We start from the raw sequence: 19387 nt of genomic DNA, 5'->3' as shown, positions 1-19387 counted from the left end.
TCGGCTTAGACATGCGCGACCTCCATACCATGTGCGCCGCCCATCATCAGGCCGATCTCTTCGACGGTCAGCCCCTGCGCGGGGCGAGACGGCGACAGGCGGCCTTCGTTCAGGGCGGCGAAATTGTCGGAAATCTCCATCAGCTCATCAAGGTCTTGGCTGATGACGATCACGGCGGTCCCGCCCGAGGCGAGATCGAGCAGCGCCTGCCGGATCGCGGCGGCGGCAGAGGCATCGACCCCCCATGTGGGCTGGTTCACCACCAGCAGCTCGGGCCGTTGCAGCACCTCGCGCCCGATGACGAATTTCTGCAGGTTGCCGCCCGAAAGCGAGCGCGCCGCATTGGCGGGGCCGGGGGTGCGCACGTCGAAGGTCTTGATGATCTTCTCGGCAAAGCTGCGGGCCTTGCCCCAGTCGAGCATACCGCCGCGCTCCAGCCCCTCACGGGCGGCCCCGGTCAGCATGGCGTTCTCGGTCAGCGACATATCCGGCACGGCGGCATGGCCAAGCCGCTCTTCGGGGGCGGTCAAGACGCCAAGCGCGCGGCGGGCGGTGGGGCCGAGCAGGCCAATGTCGCGCCCGTCAAAGGTGATCATGCCCGCGCCGACCAGTGTTTCGCCCGACAGCGCGTTGAGTAGTTCGTCCTGCCCGTTGCCCGCAACGCCGCCGATGCCCAGCACCTCGCCGCGCCGCACTTCGACGGAAATATCGCGCAGCGGCATGCCAAAGGCATGAGCCGACCGGGCCGAGAGGTTGTTCAGCGTCAGCGCCACCTCGCCCGGTGCCTTGCTGTCGCGGGTGGGGGTTTTCAGCGCAGAGCCCACCATCATCTCGGCCATGTCGCGGGCCGACGTCTCCCGCGGGGTGCAATGGCCGACGACCTTGCCCAAGCGCAGGATCGTGGCGCTGTCGCACAGGCTGCGGATTTCTTCGAGCTTGTGCGAGATATAGAGGATCGCGGTGCCCTCAGCGCTGAGTTTGCGCAGGGTTTTGAACAGGATTTCAACCTCTTGCGGCGTCAGAACCGAGGTCGGCTCGTCCATGATCAGCAGTTTCGGCTCTTGCAGCAGGCAGCGGATGATCTCGACCCGCTGACGTTCCCCCGCCGAGAGGTCGCCGACGGTGCGGTCCGGCGCAAGCGGCAGGCCGTAGGTGTCCGACACATCGCGGATCTGTTGGCTAAGTTCACGCATTCGCGGCGGGTTTTCCATGCCAAGCGCGATGTTTTCCGCCACGCTGAGCGCGTCGAAAAGCGAGAAATGTTGAAACACCATGCCCACACCCGCCTGCCGTGCGGCGTGCGGGTCGGTGGGGGCAAAGCTTTCGCCCCGCATCAGCATCTGGCCCGCATCTGGTTTGACCAGCCCGTAGATCATTTTGACCAAAGTGGACTTGCCCGCGCCGTTCTCGCCCAGCAGGGCGTGAACCTCACCCGGGGCAATCCGCAGGGACACGTCATCGTTCGCGACGACGCCGGGGTAGGCCTTGGTCAACCCGGTGAGGTCGAGAAGTGAATTAGTCATGCGGAAACCTTTGTCTGGGTCCGGGCGATGAGGGCGATCAGCGCGCCATGGGCAATTTGCGCAGGCAGCTTGCCCAGCGATTTATCGCCAATTGGACAGGTGATGCCAGAGGGATCCAACCCCATGTCACGCAAGCGGCGGGAAAACCGTGACTTTTTTGTGTCAGAGCCGATCAACCCGATGCTCGCGGCGCCGCGATTGAGCAAGGCGGCGCAAAGCGCGAGGTCGATGTCATGGGAATAGGTGAAGATCAGGTGATGCGTCTGGCGCGGCGCATGGGCGGCGAGGCGCGGCATGTCGGCGGCGGGGGTGGCGATGACATGGGGCGGGATGTCTTCGGGGAAACGGTCGCGGGCGCTGTCGATCCAGGTGATCTCGAAGGCCCGGGGCGGGCAAGCGGCCACCACCGCGCGGCCCACGTGCCCCGCGCCCCAGAGCCAGAGCGGCACCTCGCTCTGCACGTCCGGCAGGGGCAGGGGGGTAGCCGCGTCCAAGGGGCGCGGCGTGGTCGTGTAGCGCAGGCTGACCGCACCGCCGCAGCACTGGCCCAGACCGGGGCCGAGCGGCAGGGTCTGGGTATCTTCGGTTCGGCCCTCGGCCAGCATCGCGCGGGCGTGGGCGATGGCCTGATGCTCCAGCGCGCCGCCACCAATGGTGCCCGCAATCGTCTCGGGCGTGACCTTCATCGCCGTGCCCGCGTCCCGCGGGGCCGAGCCGCGCGTGGCGGTGACCTCGACGAAGATCGCGGTCATTTTGCCGATCCGCCGTTTTGCGCCCGCCCGACCGCCGCGAGCACCGCCTCGGCCGTGGCAGGTGCCTGCAGGTCGCCGTAATGCGGGCCACAGGCCGCCACGGCATCCGACAGCGCCATGAAGGCCGAAATGCCCAGCATGAAGGGCGGCTCGCCCACGGCCTTGGAGCGGTAGACCGTCTGCGCCGGGTTCGGCTGGTCCCAGAGCGTCACGTTGAAGACCGGCGGGCGGTCCGAACAGGCGGGGATCTTGTAGGTCGAGGGCGCATGGGTGCGCAGGGTGCCGGTCTCGTCCCAGACCAGTTCCTCGGTCGTGAGCCAGCCCGCGCCTTGGACGTAGCCGCCCTCGATCTGGCCGATGTCGAGCGCGGGGTTCAGCGAGGCGCCGGCGTCATGCAACAGGTCCGCGCGCAGGATGCGGTTCTCGCCGGTGAGCGTGTCGATCACCACCTCGGTGCAGGCCGCACCATAGGCGAAGTAGTAGAACGGCCGCCCGCGCCCGGCGATCCGGTCCCATTCGATGTCGGGCGTCTTGTAGTAACCGGTGGCCGAGAGGCTGACGCGGTTCTCATAGGCCGAGGCGGCAGCGGCGGCGAAGGTGATCTCCTCGCCGCCGATCCGCACCATGCCGTCGGCGAATACCACCTGATCGGGCGTGGTCTGGTAGCGCTCGGCCAGATGCGCGGCCATACGGTCGCGGATCGTGTCGCAGGCGTTCTGCGCCGCCATACCGTTGAGATCCGAGCCCGAAGAGGCCGCGGTGGCCGAGGTATTGGGCACCTTGGCGGTGTCGGTGGCGGTGATCTTGACCAGTTCCGGCGAGACGCCGAAGCGCGAGGCCGCGACCTGCGCCACCTTCTGGAACAGCCCTTGCCCCATCTCGGTGCCGCCGTGGTTCAGGTGGATTGAGCCGTCCTGATAGACATGCACCAGCGCGCCTGCCTGATTGAGGTGGGTGAGCGTGAAGGAGATGCCGAATTTCACCGGCGTGATGGCAATGCCGCGCTTCAAAAGCGGGTTCTTCGCGTTCCACTCGGCGATGGCGGCGCGGCGCGCGTCATAGTCGCAGTTCTCGACCAGACGGTCGGTCACGGCATTGATGATGCAATCGGTGACCGGCTGCTGGTAGGGCGTGGTCTGCACGTCCGAGGGGGTGGCCGGGATCGACGGTTCCGCGTCGGGCGCAGGGGGCGCGCCGCGCGACGATAAATCGGCCTCCGCATCCGGCGGGGTGCGGTTGTCGATCGCGGTGCCGGTGTTCTCCACCTCGGTCGGACGGTGGGCATTGTCGCTGTAGTAGTTCGCGCGACGCACGGCGAGCGGGTCGAGGCCCAATTCATGCGCGATATGGTCCATCACCCGTTCGATCCCGACGATCCCCTGCGGCCCGCCGAAGCCGCGAAAGGCCGTAGCGCTGGCGGTATTGGTCCGCAGGCGGTGCGAGGTGATGCGGATGTCGCGCAGGTGATAGGCGTTATCGGCATGCAGCATGGCGCGGTCGGCCACGGGAAGCGACAGGTCCATCGACCAGCCGCAGCGGGTGTAATGGGTGACGTTGAGCGCGGTGATGCGGCCATCGTCATCGAAGCCCACGTCGTAACCGATGCGAAAATCATGCCGCTTGCCGGTGATGATCATGTCGTCATCGCGGTCATAGCGCATCTTGCAGGGCTTGCCGGTCATTGCCGCAGCGACCGAACAGGCCACCGCCAGCGCGTTGCCCTGGCTTTCCTTGCCGCCAAAACCGCCGCCCATGCGCCGGGTCTCGACCCGCACCGCATGCATCGGGCGGCCAATGGCATGGGCTACTTTGTGCTGAATCTCGGTCGGGTGCTGGGTCGAGGAATGCACCAGCATGTCGCCGTTGTCCTGCGGCAGCGCCATGGCGGCCTGACCCTCGAGGTAGAAATGCTCCTGCCCGCCCATCTCGATCTGCCCCGAGAGGCGGCGGGTGGCTTTCGAGAGCGCGGCCTCGGCATCGCCCTTTTGGTAAATGCGCGGGCCGTCCTCGAAACGGCTGTTGGCGTCGAGCGCTTGTTCCACCGTCAAGATTGGATCGAGCGGGATGATCTGCGGCTTGCCGAGCTGTGCCGCACGGCGCGCGGCGAGGTGGCTGGTGGCCACCACCAGATAGAGCGGCTGGCCCGCGAAATGCACCTGATCGGTCGCCAAGAGCGGCTCGTCATGGTTCGAGGGCGAGGTGTCGCAATCATGCACGAGGTCGTCGGCGGTCAGCACCGCCACGACGCCCGGGGCCTCGCGCACGGCCTGAAGGTCCAGACCGGTCAGATCGCCCGCCGCGACGGGGCTGAGGCCGAAGGCCAGATGCAGCGTGCCGCGCGGGGTGGGAATGTCGTCGACATAGTGCGCGGCGCCGGTGACATGCAGCTTCGCGGCGTCATGGGGAAGGGGCTTTGCAACGCTCATGCCGAGACCTCCGCTAGGTTCGTGGGGGTGCCATTGGCATCGTGGAAATAGCGCAGCAGCATGTTCTGCGCGGCCTGCATCCGGTAGGCGGCCGAGGCGCGCATGTCCGACAGCGGGGTGAAATCTTGCGTCATCGCTTCCATCGCCTTGCGGATGGTGTCTTCGCTCCACGGCTGGCCGATGAGTGCGCCCTCCGCCGCGGCGGCGCGTTTCGGGGTGGCGGCCATGCCGCCGAAGGCCACGCGGGCGGTGAGAATTTCCGAGCCATTGCCGGTGATCGAGATGCAGCCGCAGACCGCCGAGATGTCCTGATCGAAACGTTTCGACAGCTTGTAACAGCGCAGCGTGTCCTCTTGGCGCGGCACGGTGATCGCCTCGACAAATTCGCCCGGGGCGCGGTCCTGCTTGCCGTAGTCGAGGAAGAAATCCTCCAGCGGCATCTCGCGCCGGGTGTCGCCACGGCGCAGGTGCAAAGTGGCCCCGAGCGCAATCAGCGCGGGCGGGCCATCACCGATGGGCGAGCCATTGGCGATATTGCCGCCCAGCGTCGCCGCGTTGCGCACCTGCGTCGAACCGTAGCGCCGCAGCATCACGCCCAGGCTGGGGAACAGCGGGGAAAGCTTCGCCTCCACCTCGGTCAGCGTTGTCATGGCGCCGATGCGCAGGCCGGTTTCGTCCTCGGTGATGCCGCGCAGATCGGCACAGCGATTGAGGAAAGCCACGGCGCCCAGATCGCGGAAGCCCTTGGTGACCCAGAGACCCACGTCGGTCGCCCCGGCGATCAGCGTCGCCTCGGGGTGGTCGAGGTACCAGGCGGCCAGTTCGTCGCTACTCTCGGGCTGCACATGCGGCGCGCCCTCGGCCTTGGCGGGGGCGGGGATGTCCTGCGCCAGTTTGTTTGTGAGGTTGCGCAGATGATCCGGCACTGGCTTGTTCTTTGCTGCCTCGGCCGCGCGGATGATCGGCGCGTAGCCGGTGCAGCGGCAGAGGTTGCCGGCAAGCTGTACGTCATGATCCGTCGCACCGTTGAGATGCGCCGTGGCCATCGAGACGACAAAACCCGGGGTGCAGAAGCCGCATTGGCTGCCGTGATGGGAGACCATCGCCTCCTGCACCGGATGCAGCGCGCCGTCGGCGCTGGCCATGCCCTCGACCGTGGTGACCGCCTTGCCGTTGATCTGCGGCAGGAACAGGATGCAGCCGTTCAGCGCGCGGTGCCCGCTCTCGTCGCTGATCATGACCGAGCAGGCCCCGCAGTCGCCCTCGTTACAGCCCTCCTTGGTCCCCGTCAGGCCACGCTCTTCGCGCAGCCAGTCCAGCAATGTCGTGGTGGGGGATACGTTGGAGAGCGACACGACTTCTCCATTGAGAAGAAAAGTGATGTCCATTGGTTCTCATCCGCCGCGGTACAAAGTGGCCCGTAAACATGCGCGGGGTTCGATGCGGCGTAGAACCGGGCGCGGGCGAGGTAGAGGTCAGGCTAGCGGGGCGGGGGGCGTTTTGGCAAGAAAAAATACCTTGGGCGAAAAATGCGCTGACGGCGATCCGGTGCTGGTGCCTCTGGGGTGGGTGGCGTAAAAATGCCCCATGTCAAATGCTCCCCGATTCATTCACCTGCGCAGCCATTCCGAGTATTCCCTACTGGAAGGCGCGCTGCGGCTGAAAAAGCTGCCCGGCATGTGCCATGACGCGGAAATGCCCGCGCTGGCGCTGACCGACACCAACAACATGTTCGCAGCACTCGAGTTCTCGGTTGCCATGGCGGGGGCGGGCGTGCAACCGATCATCGGCTGTCAGGTGGATGTCGCTTACGTGGAGGTCCAGCCGGGCGAGAAGCCGCGCCCGCCCGCGCCGGTGGTGCTGCTGGCGCAAAGCGAATTGGGCTACGAAAACCTGATGAAGCTGAACTCCTGCCTCTATCTCGACAAGGGCGGGGCAGTGGCCGAGGTGACGCTGGCCGAGCTGGAGGCGCTGAGCGCCGATCTTATCTGCCTAACCGGCGGGCCTTCGGGGCCGGTGGGGATGCTCTTGCAGGGAGGCCAGCGCCCGGCGGCGGAAGCGCTGATGGCGCGGTTGCAGCACGCCTTTGGCGACCGGCTTTACGTCGAGTTGCAGCGCCACCCGGAGGACGGCGGCCAGCCCGAGGCCGAGCGCCTGACGGAGCGCGGCTTTGTCGAGATGGCTTACGCCATGGACATTCCGTTGGTCGCGACCAACGACGTTTATTTCCCCAAGCCTGACATGTACGAGGCGCACGACGCGCTGATCTGCATCGCCGAGGGCGCCTATGTCGACCAAAGCCAGCCGCGCCGCCGTCTGACCGCGCAGCATTACTTCAAGTCCCAAGCCGAGATGGCGACCCTCTTTGCCGACCTGCCCGAGGCGCTGAGCAATACCGTCGAGATCGCCAAGCGCTGCGCCTTCATGGCCTACCGCCGCGATCCGATCCTGCCCAAGTTCGCCGACGACGAGGTCGCCGAGTTGCGCCGCATGGCCAATGAAGGCCTGCAGGCGCGTCTGGCGGTGATCCCCCATGCGGTGAGCGTGGAGGAATACCAAAAACGTCTCGATTTCGAACTGGGCATCATCGAAGGCATGGGCTTTCCCGGCTACTTCCTGATCGTTGCCGACTTTATCCAATGGGCCAAGGACAATGACATTCCAGTGGGGCCGGGGCGGGGCTCGGGCGCGGGCAGTCTCGTGGCCTATGCGCTCACGATCACCGACCTCGACCCGCTGCGCTATTCGCTGCTCTTCGAGCGCTTCCTCAACCCCGAGCGGGTTTCCATGCCCGACTTCGACATCGACTTCTGCATGGACCGCCGCGAGGAGGTGATCCGCTACGTTCAGGAGAAATACGGCCGGGATAAGGTGGGCCAGATCATCACCTTTGGTGCGCTGCTGTCGAAGGCGGCGGTGCGCGACATCGGGCGGGTGTTGCAGATGCCCTACGGGCAGGTCGACCGCCTGTCGAAAATGATCCCGGTGGAAGGGGTGAAGCCCGTCTCCATTGAGAAGGCGCTGGCGGACGAGCCGCGCCTGCGCGAGGAGGCCAAGAACGAGGAGGTCGTCGACCGTCTGCTGACCTATGGCCAGCAGGTCGAAGGGCTCTTGCGCAACGCCTCGACCCACGCCGCGGGCGTGGTGATCGGGGACCGGCCGCTGGATCATCTGGTGCCGCTCTACCAAGACCCGCGCTCGGACATGCCGGCGACGCAGTTCAACATGAAATGGGTTGAACAGGCCGGTCTGGTGAAGTTCGACTTTCTCGGCCTGAAGACCCTGACCGTGATCCAGAACGCGCTCGACCAGATCAAGGCGGGCGGGCGGCATCTGCATATCGCCGCGGACGGCCGCCAGATCTATGAGCCGCCCGAGGGCCATGTCGACGACGTGGCCACCCTCCCGCTCGACGACAAGGCGACCTACGACCTCTATTCCAGCGCCAAGACCGTCGCGGTCTTCCAGGTGGAATCGAGCGGCATGATGGATGCGCTCAAGCGCATGAAGCCCACGTGCATCGAGGACATCGTCGCCCTCGTGGCGCTCTACCGCCCCGGCCCGATGGAGAACATCCCGGTCTATTGCGAGGTCAAGAACGGCAAGCGCGAGCTGGAATCGGTGCATCCCAGCATCGACTACATTCTCGAAGAGACCCAAGGCATCATCGTCTATCAGGAACAGGTGATGCAGATCGCGCAGGTCATGGCGGGCTATTCGCTCGGCGGCGCGGACCTGTTGCGCCGCGCGATGGGTAAGAAGATCGCCGAGGAGATGGCCAAGGAACGCCCCAAGTTCGAAAAAGGCGCGATGGCCAATGGCGTCGACAAGAAGAAGGCGGCGGAGGTCTTCGACCTTCTGGAGAAATTCGCCAACTACGGTTTCAACAAGTCCCACGCCGCGGCCTATGCGGTGGTCTCCTACCAGACCGCATGGCTGAAGGCGAACCACCCCGTGGAGTTCATGGCCGGGGTGATGAACTGCGATATCCACCTCACCGACAAGCTGGCGATCTATTTCGAGGAGGTGCGCAAGCACCTTGAACTGCCCTGGGTGCCGCCCTGCGTGAACCGCTCGGATGCGACCTTCAAAGTGGTCGACGGCGCGCTGGTCTATGCCCTTGGTGCGTTGAAGAACGTCGGGCTCGAGGCGATGAAACTGGTGACCGAGGGGCGCAAGGTGGATGGCGTCGACAAGCCCTTCGCGACGCTTTTTGACCTCGCCCGGCGGGTGGACCTCAAGCGCGTCGGCAAACGCCCGCTCGAGATGCTGGTGCGCTCGGGCGCCTTCGATCAACTCGACAGCAACCGGCGACGGGTGTTCCAATCGCTTGACGGGCTGGTGAACTATTCGGCGGCGATCCACGAGCAGAAGGCCTCCAATCAGGTCTCGCTGTTTGGCGAGGCGGGCGACGACCTGCCCGAGCCGCGCATCCTGCCCTGCGACGACTGGCAATCGGCCGAGCGTCTGGCCGAGGAGTTCAAGGCCGTGGGCTTCTACCTCTCGGGCCATCCGCTGGACGACTACATGCCGCCCTTGAAACGCAAATGGGCGCGGGAGACGGGGCTGCCGTTCCTGACGCTGGATGAACTCAACGAAAAGGTTTCGACCCGTGGCGCGATGAACGCACGGCTCGCGGGCGTCGTGGCCGGGCGGCAGGAGCGCAAGTCGGCACGCGGCAACCGCTTTGCCTTTGCGCAGTTGTCGGACCCCACGGGCGGCTACGAGGTGACGATCTTCTCCGATGTGCTCGAAGCCTCGCGCGATCATCTGGAAGTCGGCTCCAAGGTCGTGGTCACCGTCGAGGCCACGATGGAGAGCGACCAGTTGAAGCTGCTGGCCCGCGGTATCGGGCCGATCGACGCCGCGGTGGCGGACGCGGGCAGCATGGGGCTGCGGGTCTTTATCGACGGGCCGGGGGCGATCCAATCAGTGGCCGATGTGCTTGCCGGGGCGCGGCAGGCGGTCAAGGCGGCGGGCAAGGGGCCGGTGCAATTCTGCCTGATGGACCCAAGCCTGCCCGGTGAGGTCGAGGTCGATCTGGGCCGCGAATTCCCGGTGACACCGCAGATCAAGGGCGCGATCCGCTCGCTCGACGGGGTGATGGAGGTCGAGGAAATCTGACCTCCGCGCCGCCCGCTGCCGCATCCAGTGGACGGCGGCGGGTGGCTGCGCTACCTGCCTGACAAGCAACGGGGAGCAGAGCATGAAACGACGCATCGGCCTTTTGATCATGGGGACGCTGCTGTCCGCCTGCGCCATGGCCCCTTCCGCGCCGAACCCGGAGGTGGCCGAGGTTTCATTCGGCACCGTCCTGCCGTTTGGAGAGGTGGCCCGCGTCTGCGATCTCGATCGAGGTGAATTGGGGCAACCGGTCGAGGAACCGGCGGCGCGGGGCTACCGGTTGTTCGATTCGCAGCCGGGCAGCGGTGGGGCACGCAGCTTCTACATCACCGGCTTTGCGGACGATTGCGCGCGTCAGTTGACGGCGGCCAATGTGCTGTTCGGCACGCCTTCGGTCTATGAGCAACTGCACTACGGCCCGGGGGGAGAGAACCTGCCCGCCGCCGAGACCGACGCGGCCTATGAGGCGATCAAGGCCCGCGTCTGCGGGGCGGGGCGCGGCAAACCCTGCGGGCGGCAGATCGGCACGCTCGACAAGACGACCTTTTTCGTCAGCGCCTATGAGCGTTTGGGCCAGACCGCGCGTTGGTCCGAGGTGCTGGTGCATGACGGGGCCGTCGCCGCCGTGGCCATGAAATCAGCCAATTGACGGAGGCGCGGCGCTGCCGCTCAGTAGTGCGGGGGCCGCTCATCGCCCAAAAGGACCGCGCCACCGCCCGAGGCGTCCCGCTCGCCTTCGCGTTGCATCAGCATATGGACGCGGCGGTTCAGGGTGACGATCTCGGCCTCCTGACGGGTGACGATCTCTGACATATCGTCGACCGCGCGGGTCAGATGGGCGATCTGCTCTTCGAGGCGGCTGATTTGGTCGGCTGTTTGGTCTTTAGTGTGGTCGGGGCTTTGGTCGGTCATGGCGCGCATCCTTTTTGCGCGATCTAGCACGGACCGGCGGCGCGGGACAGGGGCGGGATGCCGCGTTGCTTGCTCTTGCGGGGGGCTTGGGCTAGACGCGAGGCCAATTGATGCACCGAGGATCCTTGCCATGGCAAAGCCCAAGAAAACCCCCCGTCCCAAGGCGCAAACCCCGAAAGGGTTCCGCGATTATTTCGGGACCGAGGTGACCCATCGGGCCGTGATGCTGAACAAGATCGCCGCCGTCTATCACCGCTATGGTTTCGACGCGCTGGAAAGCTCGGGCGTGGAGACGGTCGAGGCGCTTGGCAAGTTCCTGCCCGACGTTGAGCGTCCGAACGAAGGGGTGTTCGCCTGGCAGGAGGATGCCGAAGGTGACAAGCCCGGTGACTGGCTTGCGCTGCGCTATGACCTGACCGCCCCCTTGGCGCGGGTCTATGCCCAGCACCGCAACGAGTTGCCGATGCCCTATCGGCGCTACGCGATGGGCCCGGTCTGGCGCAACGAGAAGCCGGGGCCGGGGCGGTTCCGGCAGTTCTATCAATGCGACGCCGATACCGTGGGCGCGCCTTCCGTGGCCGCCGATGCCGAGATCTGCGCCATGCTGGCCGATTGCCTTGAGGAAGTGGGCATCGCACGCGGCGACTATGTGGTGCGGGTGAACAACCGCAAGGTGCTGAACGGCGTGCTCGAAGTGGCCGGGCTTGCGGGTGACGACAAGGAGGCCGAACGGGGCATCGTGTTGCGGGCGATCGACAAGTTGGACCGGCTGGGGCCCGACGGCGTGCGCGCGCTTCTGGGTGAGGGCCGCAAGGACGAAAGCGGCGATTTCACCAAGGGCGCGGGGCTGGGCGATGCCCAGGCCGATGTCGTGATGGGCTTCATGCAGGCCAAGCGCGAGACCGGGGCCGAGACCGTGGCGCGGCTGCGCGACTTGGTGGCGGGCTCCGACGTGGGCGTGCAGGGGGTGGATGAGCTTCAGCTCATCTCGGACCTGCTGGCGGCGGGCGGCTATGGCCCCGACCGGGTGGAGATCGACCCCTCGGTCGTGCGCGGCCTTGGCTATTACACCGGCCCGGTTTTCGAGGCCGAACTGACCTTCGAGATCAAAGACGAGAAGGGCCGCGCGCGCAACTTCGGCTCGGTCGCGGGCGGGGGGCGTTACGACGATCTGGTGAAGCGTTTCACCGGGCAGGAAGTGCCGGCAACCGGCGTCTCCATCGGTGTGGACCGTCTGCTCGCTGCACTGGCCGCCAAGGGGCGGCTTGAGGCCGAAGCGACCGGCCCCGTCGTCGTCACCGTGATGGACCGCGACCGCATGGCCGATTATCAGGCGATGGTTGCCGAGTTGCGGCAGGCGGGCATCCGGGCAGAGGTTTACCTCGGCAATCCGAAGAACTTCGGCAACCAGATGAAATACGCCGACAAGCGGCAAAGCCCCGTGGTTGTCATCGAAGGCGGTGATGAGAAGGACCGCGGCGTGGTGCAGATCAAGGACATGGTGCTGGGCGCGCAATTGGCGCAAGAGGCGAGCCACGACGAGTGGAAAGAGCGCCCCAACCAATATGAGGTGCCGCGCGGCGATCTGATCAAAGCGGTGCGCGACATTCTGGATCGGACAAGCTGATGCCGACACGTTCCGAAACACTGGCGCGCGCGGCCTCCCTGCGCGCGATTTTCGAAGGGCAGGGCGCCGTTCTGGTTGAGCCGCCGATCCTGCAACCGGCCGACACGTTGCTGGACCTCTACGGCGAGGATATCCGCGCGCGCGCCTATGTCACTTCGGATGCGCTCCGGGGCGAGCAGATGCTGCGGCCCGATTTCACCGTGCCCGTGGTGCAGATGCATATGGCGCATGGGGCCGAGCCCGCGCGCTACACCTATTCAGGCGAGGTTTTCCGCCGTCAGGAGCACGACCCAAACCGCGCAAACGAGTATATTCAGGTGGGTTTCGAGGTTTTCGACCGCGCCGATCCGGCGGCGGCGGATGCCGAGGTTTTCGCCCTGATCGCCGAGGCGATGCAGGGGCTGCCGGTGCGCCCGGTGACCGGCGACATCGGCGTGCTGATGGCGGCGGTGCAGGGCTTGGGCACATCGCCTGCGCGCAAACAGGCGTTGATGCGCCACATCTGGCGCCCGCGCCGCTTTCGCGCGCTGCTTGACCGTTATGCGGGGCGCAGCCCGGTGCCTGCGGGGCGCAAAGCGTTGCTGGCCGAGGCCGAGGTGACTTGCGACGCGCCGATGGTGGGGCTGCGCTCTCGCGCCGAGATCGAAACCCGTGTCGCGGCCCTGCGCGAGGATGCGAAGACGCCGCCGATCTCTGCGCAGCAGGTTGATCTTTTCGAGGCGCTGTTGGAGGTCAAGGAAATTCTGCCCAACGCGCTGAGCCGCCTGCGCGATCTGGCCGTCGACATGCCTGCCATCGGCGATGCCGTGGCCCGTGTCGCGGCCCGCGCCGAAGCGATGCGCGCCCGCGGCATCGACACCTATGCGCTGCTCTTCGAGGCCAGCCATGGCCGGTCTTCGATGGAATATTACGACGGTTTCGTCTTTGCCTTTCGCGCCACCACGCGGCCCGATCTGCCCAGCATCGCCACCGGCGGGCGCTATGACGCGCTGACCCGGCGGCTGGGGCAGGGCGATGAAATCCCGGCGGTGGGCGGTGTGATGCGCCCCGGTCTGATGCTGGAACTGGAGGCCGGGCAATGACGCTGAAACTGGGTGTGCCGTCCAAAGGGCGGCTGATGGAGAAGACCTTTGAATGGTTCGGCGCCCGCGGCGTCAGCCTGCAGCGCACCGGGTCAGACCGCGAATATGCGGGCAAGGTCGAGGGGATCGAGGATGTCTCTCTCGTTCTGCTCTCGGCGGGTGAAATCCCGCGCGAACTCTCGGCGGGGCGGATCCATCTGGGTGTCACCGGCACCGATCTGGTGCAAGAGAAGCTGGCGCTTTGGGATCAGCTGGTCGAGCCGCTGGAAGAGTTGAACTTCGGCCATGCCGACCTGATCATCGCCGTGCCGCAGGCTTGGGTCGATGTCGACACGCTGGACGATCTCGACGCCGCCGCCGCCGCCTTCCGCGCCGAACATGGCTTCCGCCTGCGCATCGCCACCAAGTATCACCGGCTGGTGCGGGAGTTCCTGCGCACTCACGGCGTGGCCGATTACGCACTGGTCGACAGCCAAGGGGCGACCGAGGGCACCGTGCTCAATGAGACCGCCGAGGCCATCGCCGATATCACCTCCAGCGGCGAGACTCTGCGCGCCAATCACCTGAAGATCCTCAGTGACGGCCTGATCCTGCAATCGCAGGCAACGCTCTGGCGCTCGCGCATGGCGCCCCTAGAGGATCACAGCCGCAAGGCGCTGAAAGCCCTGATCGCGCAACTGACCTGACGTAGCGTCACAGTCACGGGTTTTTCCCTTGCCTACCATGGCATTGCACCTTCCGAGCCGCTCCGGCTCGGGGGCGCTTTGCCGCGTGGCTTATCGAAAGACTTGCGAGATGCCGCGCTTCGGATAGGGTGAAAGGGTCAACAGGCCGATACCACAAGCACCGCCAAAAGGGGCAGGGGTCGGGACATAGGGAGGATCCGTCGATGATCGGATGTCACGCGCCCCTTGCGGGGGGCCGCAGCCGTCGCCGCATGGGAGTGGGCGATTGCTGAGGGTTGAGGATTTGCATCTGTCCTTTGGCGGCATCAAGGCGCTGCAGGGGGTGAATTTCGAAGCCAAGGCCGGAGAGATCACCGGGGTGATCGGCCCCAATGGCGCGGGCAAAACCTCACTTTTTAACGCGATTTCAGGGTTTTACAGGCCCGACCGGGGCAGCGTATCCTTTGACGGGGAGGATATCACGACGCTTAGCCCCGACAAACGCGCGGGCCTCGGGCTGGCGCGGACCTTTCAGAATATCGCGCTGTTTCGCGGCATGACCGTGCTCGACAACATCAAACTCGGCGGCCACACGCGGCTCAAGACCAATGTCTGGCAGGCGCTGCGCTATTTCGGCGCGGCGCAAAGGGCCGAGCTGGAACTGCGCCGCGAGATCGAGGAACAGGTGATCGATTTTCTCGAGATCGACCACATCCGCAAATACCCGATCACCATGTTGCCCTACGGCTTGCAGAAACGGGTCGAACTGGGCCGGGCGCTGGCGATGCGCCCGCGCGTGCTGCTCTTGGACGAGCCGGTGGCGGGCATGAACCGCGAGGAGACGGCCGACATGGCGCGTTTCATCCTCGACGTGCAGGAGCAGTTCGGCACCACGATCCTGCTGGTGGAGCACGACATGCACATGGTGATGGACATCTGTAGCCGCATCGTCGTGCTGAACTTCGGCCAGCAGATCGCCAGCGGCACGCCCGAGGAAGTCTCCAACAACCCCGCGGTGATCGAGGCCTATCTGGGGGCGGCGGCATGACGATTTCTTTGAAAGAAATCGGCCCGGAATCTTTGAAAGATTCCGAGGCTAAGGACAGGGAGGCGCTCTGATGGGGCAGTTCGTGCAGTTTGCGATCAACGGGCTGATGGCCGGGGCGATCTACGCGCTGATCGCCGTGGGTATCGTCAGCGTCTACAAGGCTACCAAGGTGGTGAACTTCGCCCATGGTTACCTAATCATGTTCGGCGCCTATTTCTATTTCACCTTTGCCGTGATCGTGCCCGCCCAACCTTGGGCGCCCGGCTGGTTGGCTTCCTGGCAGCCCGGCTGGATGGTCGAGATGCGGGGCGAATTGCCGATGTTCTCGCCCGTGGCGGCGGTGCTCGACTGGGTGGCGAACCTGCCGCGCATCCTCTTGGGTCTGGCGGGGGCGCTGGTTTGCAACGCCATCCTCGGACGGATCATCGAGCGCGTGTTGATGCGGCCGCTGATGGGGCAGTCGGTCTTTGCCATGATCATGGTGACGGTGGGCTTGATCTCGATCCTCTCGGGCGCGGCGCAGCTGATCTGGACGGCGGATGCCGCAAGCGTGCCCTATATCGCGCCCAACATGCCGATCCGGTTCGAGCTTTTCGGCACGATGATCTTCCTCTTCGGCACCGATCTGGTGAACATGGCGGTGGCACTGCTGCTGTTCGGCGGCATCGTCGCCTTCGTGAAGTTCACCAAGGGCGGCATCGCCATCCGCGCCACCGCCGAGGACCAGTCGACGGCCTATTCCATGGGCATCTCGGTGCCCAAGGTCTTTTCCCGCGCCTGGGTGCTGGCCAGCACCACCGGGGCCATTGCGGGCGCGATCCTCGCCACCCGCAACGGCATTTCGCCGAGCCTCGGGCTCTTCGGCTTCTCGGTGCTGGCAATCGTGCTGATGGGCGGGCTCGATAGCTACGTCGGCGTGCTGATCGCCGCGATGGTCGTGGGCGTGCTGGAGGCCATGACCCAGTGGCAGATGGGCGGCGGCTGGGCCGAGATCGTTCCTTACGTCACCGTGCTGGTGGTGCTGATCTGGCGGCCGCACGGGCTGATGGGGCAAAAGGAGGTCGAGCGGATATGATCAACGCCAACCTGAAGTCCAGCTATGCCGCCGACGAGCGGGTGCTGAACAACCGCTACAAGCAGGCCTTCGTCTACGGGTCGATCCTTGCGCTGGCGTTGTTTACCCTGTTCGGCAACGACTACCTCATTCTGATCGCAAGCCAGATGGGCATCCTGCTCATTGCCGTGGTGGGGATCAACATCCTGACGGGCTACACCGGGCTGGTGTCGCTGGGCCATGGTGCCTTCGTCGCGATCGGCGCCTATGCGGTGACGATCTTCGGCAATCTCGGGGCGGGGGTGATCCCGGCGGGGCTGATGCCCTTCGTCTCGGTCCCCTTGGCGGTGGCACTGGCGGCGGCGGTGGGCGTGCTGGTCGGCTTGCCGAGCCTGCGGGTCAAGGGGCTATACCTCGCCGTGGCGACGCTGGCGGCGAATTTCATCGTGATCTTCCTAATCGAGGAGGAAATTTTCGCGCCCTGGACCGGCGGCATGGTGGGGATCAACACCAATGTGCCGAACCTGCTGGGCTGGGAGTTGGATACCAAGCGCGAGATGTTCGGGCTGATCGCCGTGGTGGGTCTCGTCTCGCTGCTGGCGGCGCAGAACCTCATTCGCACCCGTGTCGGCCGCGCCTTCATCGCGATCCGCGACCGGGACTATTCGGCCGAGATCCTCGGCATCTCGCTTCTGCGCTACAAGCTGATGAGCTTTGCCCTGTCGGCGGCCTATTGCGGCCTTGCCGGGGCGCTGTTCGCCTATTTCTACGCCCGTATCCTGCCTGAGCAGTTCGAACTGGCGCTCTCGCTCAACCTTGTGGCGGCGCTGATCATCGGCGGCATGGGGCGTACGATGGGGCCGGTCTTTGGCGTCATCATCGTCGTCATGGTGCCCGAGGTGATCAAGGTGCTCTTCGGCGCGCTTGCCGGGGACAGCGCCGGGGCGGGGCAGTTGCGCGCGCCCTTGCAGCAGATCGCCTTTGGCGTGCTGCTGGTGCTGTTCCTGCTCAAGGAGCCCTTGGGCATCAACCAGATCGTCGACCGCATCCTGCGCGCCGCAAACCGTTGGCCGTTTGCGCGCGGGTAATCAAAAGGCCACATCAGGGAGAAGACAGATGACCATGAACCGCCGATCCTTCCTCGCCACCACGGCCGCCGCGACGGCCGCCATCGGCACGCCGATGATCCTGCGCGCCCAGCCCAAGGAATACGTGCTCGGCGCCTCGCTGCCGCTCACCGGGCCTTTCGCCACCGCGGGCCAGCTTGTCGCACCGGCCTTCGCCATGGCGACGAAGCTGTTTAACGACGAGGGCGGCGTCGCCGGCGTGCCCATTCGCTTCGTCACCGAGGATTCGGGCTACGTGCCGCAGAACGCGCTCAACAACTACCAGCGCGCGCTGGCCTCGGAAGGCAAGAACATGATCGGCTATTTCGCCGACAGCACCGGCGCGATGAAGCTGATCGCGCCCGAGCTGAAGGGCGAGAACGCCCGCATCATGGGCTCGACCTCCTTCGCTTCGGAACTCGCCAACCCCGAGACGCACCCTTACCAGTATCTCTCTGGCCCGACCTACCAGAGCCAGTTCGACATCCTGCTGCAGAACATCAAGAACGAGGGCGGGCAGAAGGTGGCCTTCATCTTCTCCAATACCGAGTTCGGGCGCGATCCGATCGAACACGGCCGCAAGACCGCCGAGGAACTGGGTCTCGAGGTCGTGCTGGAGGAAAGCACCAAGGCCGAGGGCGCGGATATCCCGACCCATGTCACCAAGCTGGCGCAGTCCGGCGCCGATCACTGCATCCTGCAAGGCTATGTCACCGGCGTCTGGCCACAGCTTATCGGCGGCGCGCGGCAATTCGGCCTGCCGGTCAAGTTCAAGGGCACCTTCTGGGGTATGGAGAAGCTGATCGCCGACCGCATCACCGCCGAGGCCGGACCCTTCCTTGCGGGATACGAAGGTGTCATGCCCTACCGCTATTTCTACGACCGCGAGGAGGCACCGCGCTACCAGCAGTACGCCGAACTCAGCAAGCAGATGTTCGCGGGCACGCCCTTGGAGAACTACATGTCGACATGGGCGATCCAGACCATGTGCGGGCTGGAGATCGCCATGAAGGCCTTCCGCGACACCGCCGAGGCGGGGCTGGAACTGACCCCCGACAATATCGCCGAGAACCTGGCAGGGATCACAGACTGGGAGTCGGGCGGCTTCTTCGGCGGGCCGGTGAGCATGGAGAACAACGCCATCGGGACGGGCCGCGTCTATGGCTACAATCCCGAGGACGGGCTGTTCACCCCGAAATCGGACTGGTTCACCGTTTGATAAATGCGGGGCGTCCGGCGGGCGCCCCAAACCCCAGAAAGAGGACGCACCCTTGCTGACCATCGAGAACATCGAAGTGACCTATCACCACACGGTGCAGGCGCTGCGCGGGCTGTCGCTGGAAGTGCCGGACGGCAAGATCGTCACGCTTCTGGGCACCAATGGCGCGGGCAAGACGACGACGCTGAAGGCGGCGAGCAACCTACTAGCGCTGGAGAACGGCGAGGTGGGCGAAGGGCGGATTAGCTTTAAAGGCCAGTCGATCATGTCGATCCAGCCCGACCGTTTGGTGCAGCAGGGGCTGTTTCACGTGCGCGAGGGGCGGCGGGTCTTCAGCGAGATGACGGTGGAGGACAACCTCATCGCCGCCTCATACGCATTGGACCGGCGGCAGGCGAAGGCGGATTACGACAAGGTCTATGCTTTCTTTCCCCGGTTGAAGGAGCGGCGGCGGCAGATCGCGGGCTATCTCTCGGGTGGGGAGCAGCAGATGCTGGCCTTTGGCCGGGCGATGATCGCGCGGCCCGAACTCATCCTGATGGACGAGCCCTCGCTGGGGTTGGCGCCCAAGGTGGTGGCGGAGATTTTTGACACGATCAAGCGGCTGAACCAAGAGGACGGCACCGCGATCCTGCTGGTGGAACAGAACGCCGGGGTGGCGTTCTCGGTGGCCGACTACGGCTATATCATGGAAAGCGGCCAGATCGTCATGGAGGGCGACGTGGCCAAGCTGCGCGGCGACAAGGACATCCAGTCCTTCTACCTCGGCATGGGCGAGGAGGGCGGCGCGCGGCAGTCCTTCCGCGACGTGAAACATTACAAGCGCCGCAAACGCTGGCTCAGCTAGGG

Annotated in this window: 15 protein-coding genes; 10 read left to right on the top strand and 5 right to left on the bottom strand. The window is 65.4% G+C overall.

What is annotated here, in order from left to right:
• Positions 1 to 5: 5 nt before the first annotated feature.
• The 4 genes from ACGYK7_RS04510 to xdhA are packed head-to-tail and all read right to left on the bottom strand — an operon-like array spanning position 6 to position 6089.
• The gene (locus ACGYK7_RS04510) at positions 6 to 1523 is read right to left on the bottom strand and encodes an ABC transporter ATP-binding protein (RefSeq protein ID WP_394399413.1); all 1518 of its coding nucleotides are present in this window, start codon (positions 1521 to 1523) and stop codon (positions 6 to 8) included.
• The gene (xdhC, locus tag ACGYK7_RS04505) at positions 1520 to 2275 is read right to left on the bottom strand and encodes a xanthine dehydrogenase accessory protein XdhC (RefSeq protein ID WP_394399411.1); all 756 of its coding nucleotides are present in this window, start codon (positions 2273 to 2275) and stop codon (positions 1520 to 1522) included. The genes ACGYK7_RS04510 and xdhC overlap by 4 nt, the downstream gene beginning before the upstream one ends.
• Positions 2272 to 4701 (bottom strand): xanthine dehydrogenase molybdopterin binding subunit, encoded by a 2430-nt coding sequence (gene xdhB / locus ACGYK7_RS04500; RefSeq protein WP_394399409.1) that lies wholly within the window; start codon positions 4699 to 4701, stop codon positions 2272 to 2274. The genes xdhC and xdhB overlap by 4 nt, the downstream gene beginning before the upstream one ends.
• Entirely contained in the window at positions 4698 to 6089 is a 1392-nt protein-coding gene (gene xdhA / locus ACGYK7_RS04495; protein ID WP_394399407.1) for a xanthine dehydrogenase small subunit, read from the bottom strand. The genes xdhB and xdhA overlap by 4 nt, the downstream gene beginning before the upstream one ends.
• Positions 6090 to 6288: 199 nt before the next feature.
• On the opposite strand from xdhA, the gene dnaE reads away from it, so the two are divergent.
• Together dnaE and ACGYK7_RS04485 are read left to right on the top strand one after the other, a co-directional pair.
• A complete protein-coding gene (gene dnaE, locus ACGYK7_RS04490) occupies positions 6289 to 9825 on the top strand; it encodes a DNA polymerase III subunit alpha (RefSeq protein WP_394399404.1) in 3537 nt (1178 codons plus the stop codon).
• Between the two features lie 82 nt (positions 9826 to 9907).
• Positions 9908 to 10474, top strand: coding sequence for a hypothetical protein (locus ACGYK7_RS04485; RefSeq protein ID WP_394399402.1), 567 nt, complete (start codon positions 9908 to 9910; stop codon positions 10472 to 10474).
• 20 nt (positions 10475 to 10494) lie between these two features.
• On the opposite strand, the gene ACGYK7_RS04480 is transcribed toward ACGYK7_RS04485, so the two are convergent.
• The gene (locus ACGYK7_RS04480) at positions 10495 to 10689 is read right to left on the bottom strand and encodes a SlyX family protein (protein WP_082851915.1); all 195 of its coding nucleotides are present in this window, start codon (positions 10687 to 10689) and stop codon (positions 10495 to 10497) included.
• A gap of 178 nt (positions 10690 to 10867) precedes the next feature.
• Here ACGYK7_RS04480 and hisS point away from each other — a divergent pair, with 178 nt between their 5' ends.
• The 8 genes from hisS (at position 10868) to ACGYK7_RS04440 (ending at position 19385) form a co-directional block, all read left to right on the top strand.
• Positions 10868 to 12364: a histidine--tRNA ligase gene (gene hisS / locus ACGYK7_RS04475; protein ID WP_394399400.1), complete on the top strand. Its 1497-nt coding sequence runs from the start codon at positions 10868 to 10870 to the stop codon at positions 12362 to 12364.
• Positions 12364 to 13446, top strand: coding sequence for an ATP phosphoribosyltransferase regulatory subunit (locus tag ACGYK7_RS04470; protein ID WP_394399398.1), 1083 nt, complete (start codon positions 12364 to 12366; stop codon positions 13444 to 13446). Before hisS ends, ACGYK7_RS04470 begins: the two co-directional genes overlap by 1 nt.
• A complete protein-coding gene (gene hisG, locus ACGYK7_RS04465) occupies positions 13443 to 14132 on the top strand; it encodes an ATP phosphoribosyltransferase (protein ID WP_394399396.1) in 690 nt (229 codons plus the stop codon). Before ACGYK7_RS04470 ends, hisG begins: the two co-directional genes overlap by 4 nt.
• 211 nt (positions 14133 to 14343) lie before the next feature.
• Positions 14344 to 15159, top strand: coding sequence for an ABC transporter ATP-binding protein (locus ACGYK7_RS04460; protein WP_394399394.1), 816 nt, complete (start codon positions 14344 to 14346; stop codon positions 15157 to 15159).
• 70 nt (positions 15160 to 15229) lie between these two features.
• Positions 15230 to 16234 carry a branched-chain amino acid ABC transporter permease gene (locus ACGYK7_RS04455; protein ID WP_394399392.1) on the top strand — a complete coding sequence of 335 codons (1005 nt, stop codon included), beginning with the start codon at positions 15230 to 15232 and terminating at the stop codon, positions 16232 to 16234.
• Complete coding sequence (locus ACGYK7_RS04450; protein ID WP_394399389.1) at positions 16231 to 17301, top strand: branched-chain amino acid ABC transporter permease; 1071 nt, start codon at positions 16231 to 16233, stop codon at positions 17299 to 17301. Before ACGYK7_RS04455 ends, ACGYK7_RS04450 begins: the two co-directional genes overlap by 4 nt.
• A gap of 28 nt (positions 17302 to 17329) precedes the next feature.
• The gene (locus ACGYK7_RS04445) at positions 17330 to 18538 is read left to right on the top strand and encodes an ABC transporter substrate-binding protein (protein WP_394399387.1); all 1209 of its coding nucleotides are present in this window, start codon (positions 17330 to 17332) and stop codon (positions 18536 to 18538) included.
• Positions 18539 to 18590: 52 nt separating this feature from the next.
• Complete coding sequence (locus ACGYK7_RS04440; RefSeq protein ID WP_394399385.1) at positions 18591 to 19385, top strand: ABC transporter ATP-binding protein; 795 nt, start codon at positions 18591 to 18593, stop codon at positions 19383 to 19385.
• Positions 19386 to 19387 lie beyond the last annotated feature (2 nt).

Source organism: Sulfitobacter sp. 1A15299, from assembly GCF_043556915.1.
In the GTDB taxonomy this organism is placed as follows: Bacteria; Pseudomonadota; Alphaproteobacteria; order Rhodobacterales; family Rhodobacteraceae; genus Sulfitobacter.
Note: the sequence above shows the minus strand (reverse complement) of the source record. Positions and strands in the feature narration are given on the sequence as shown.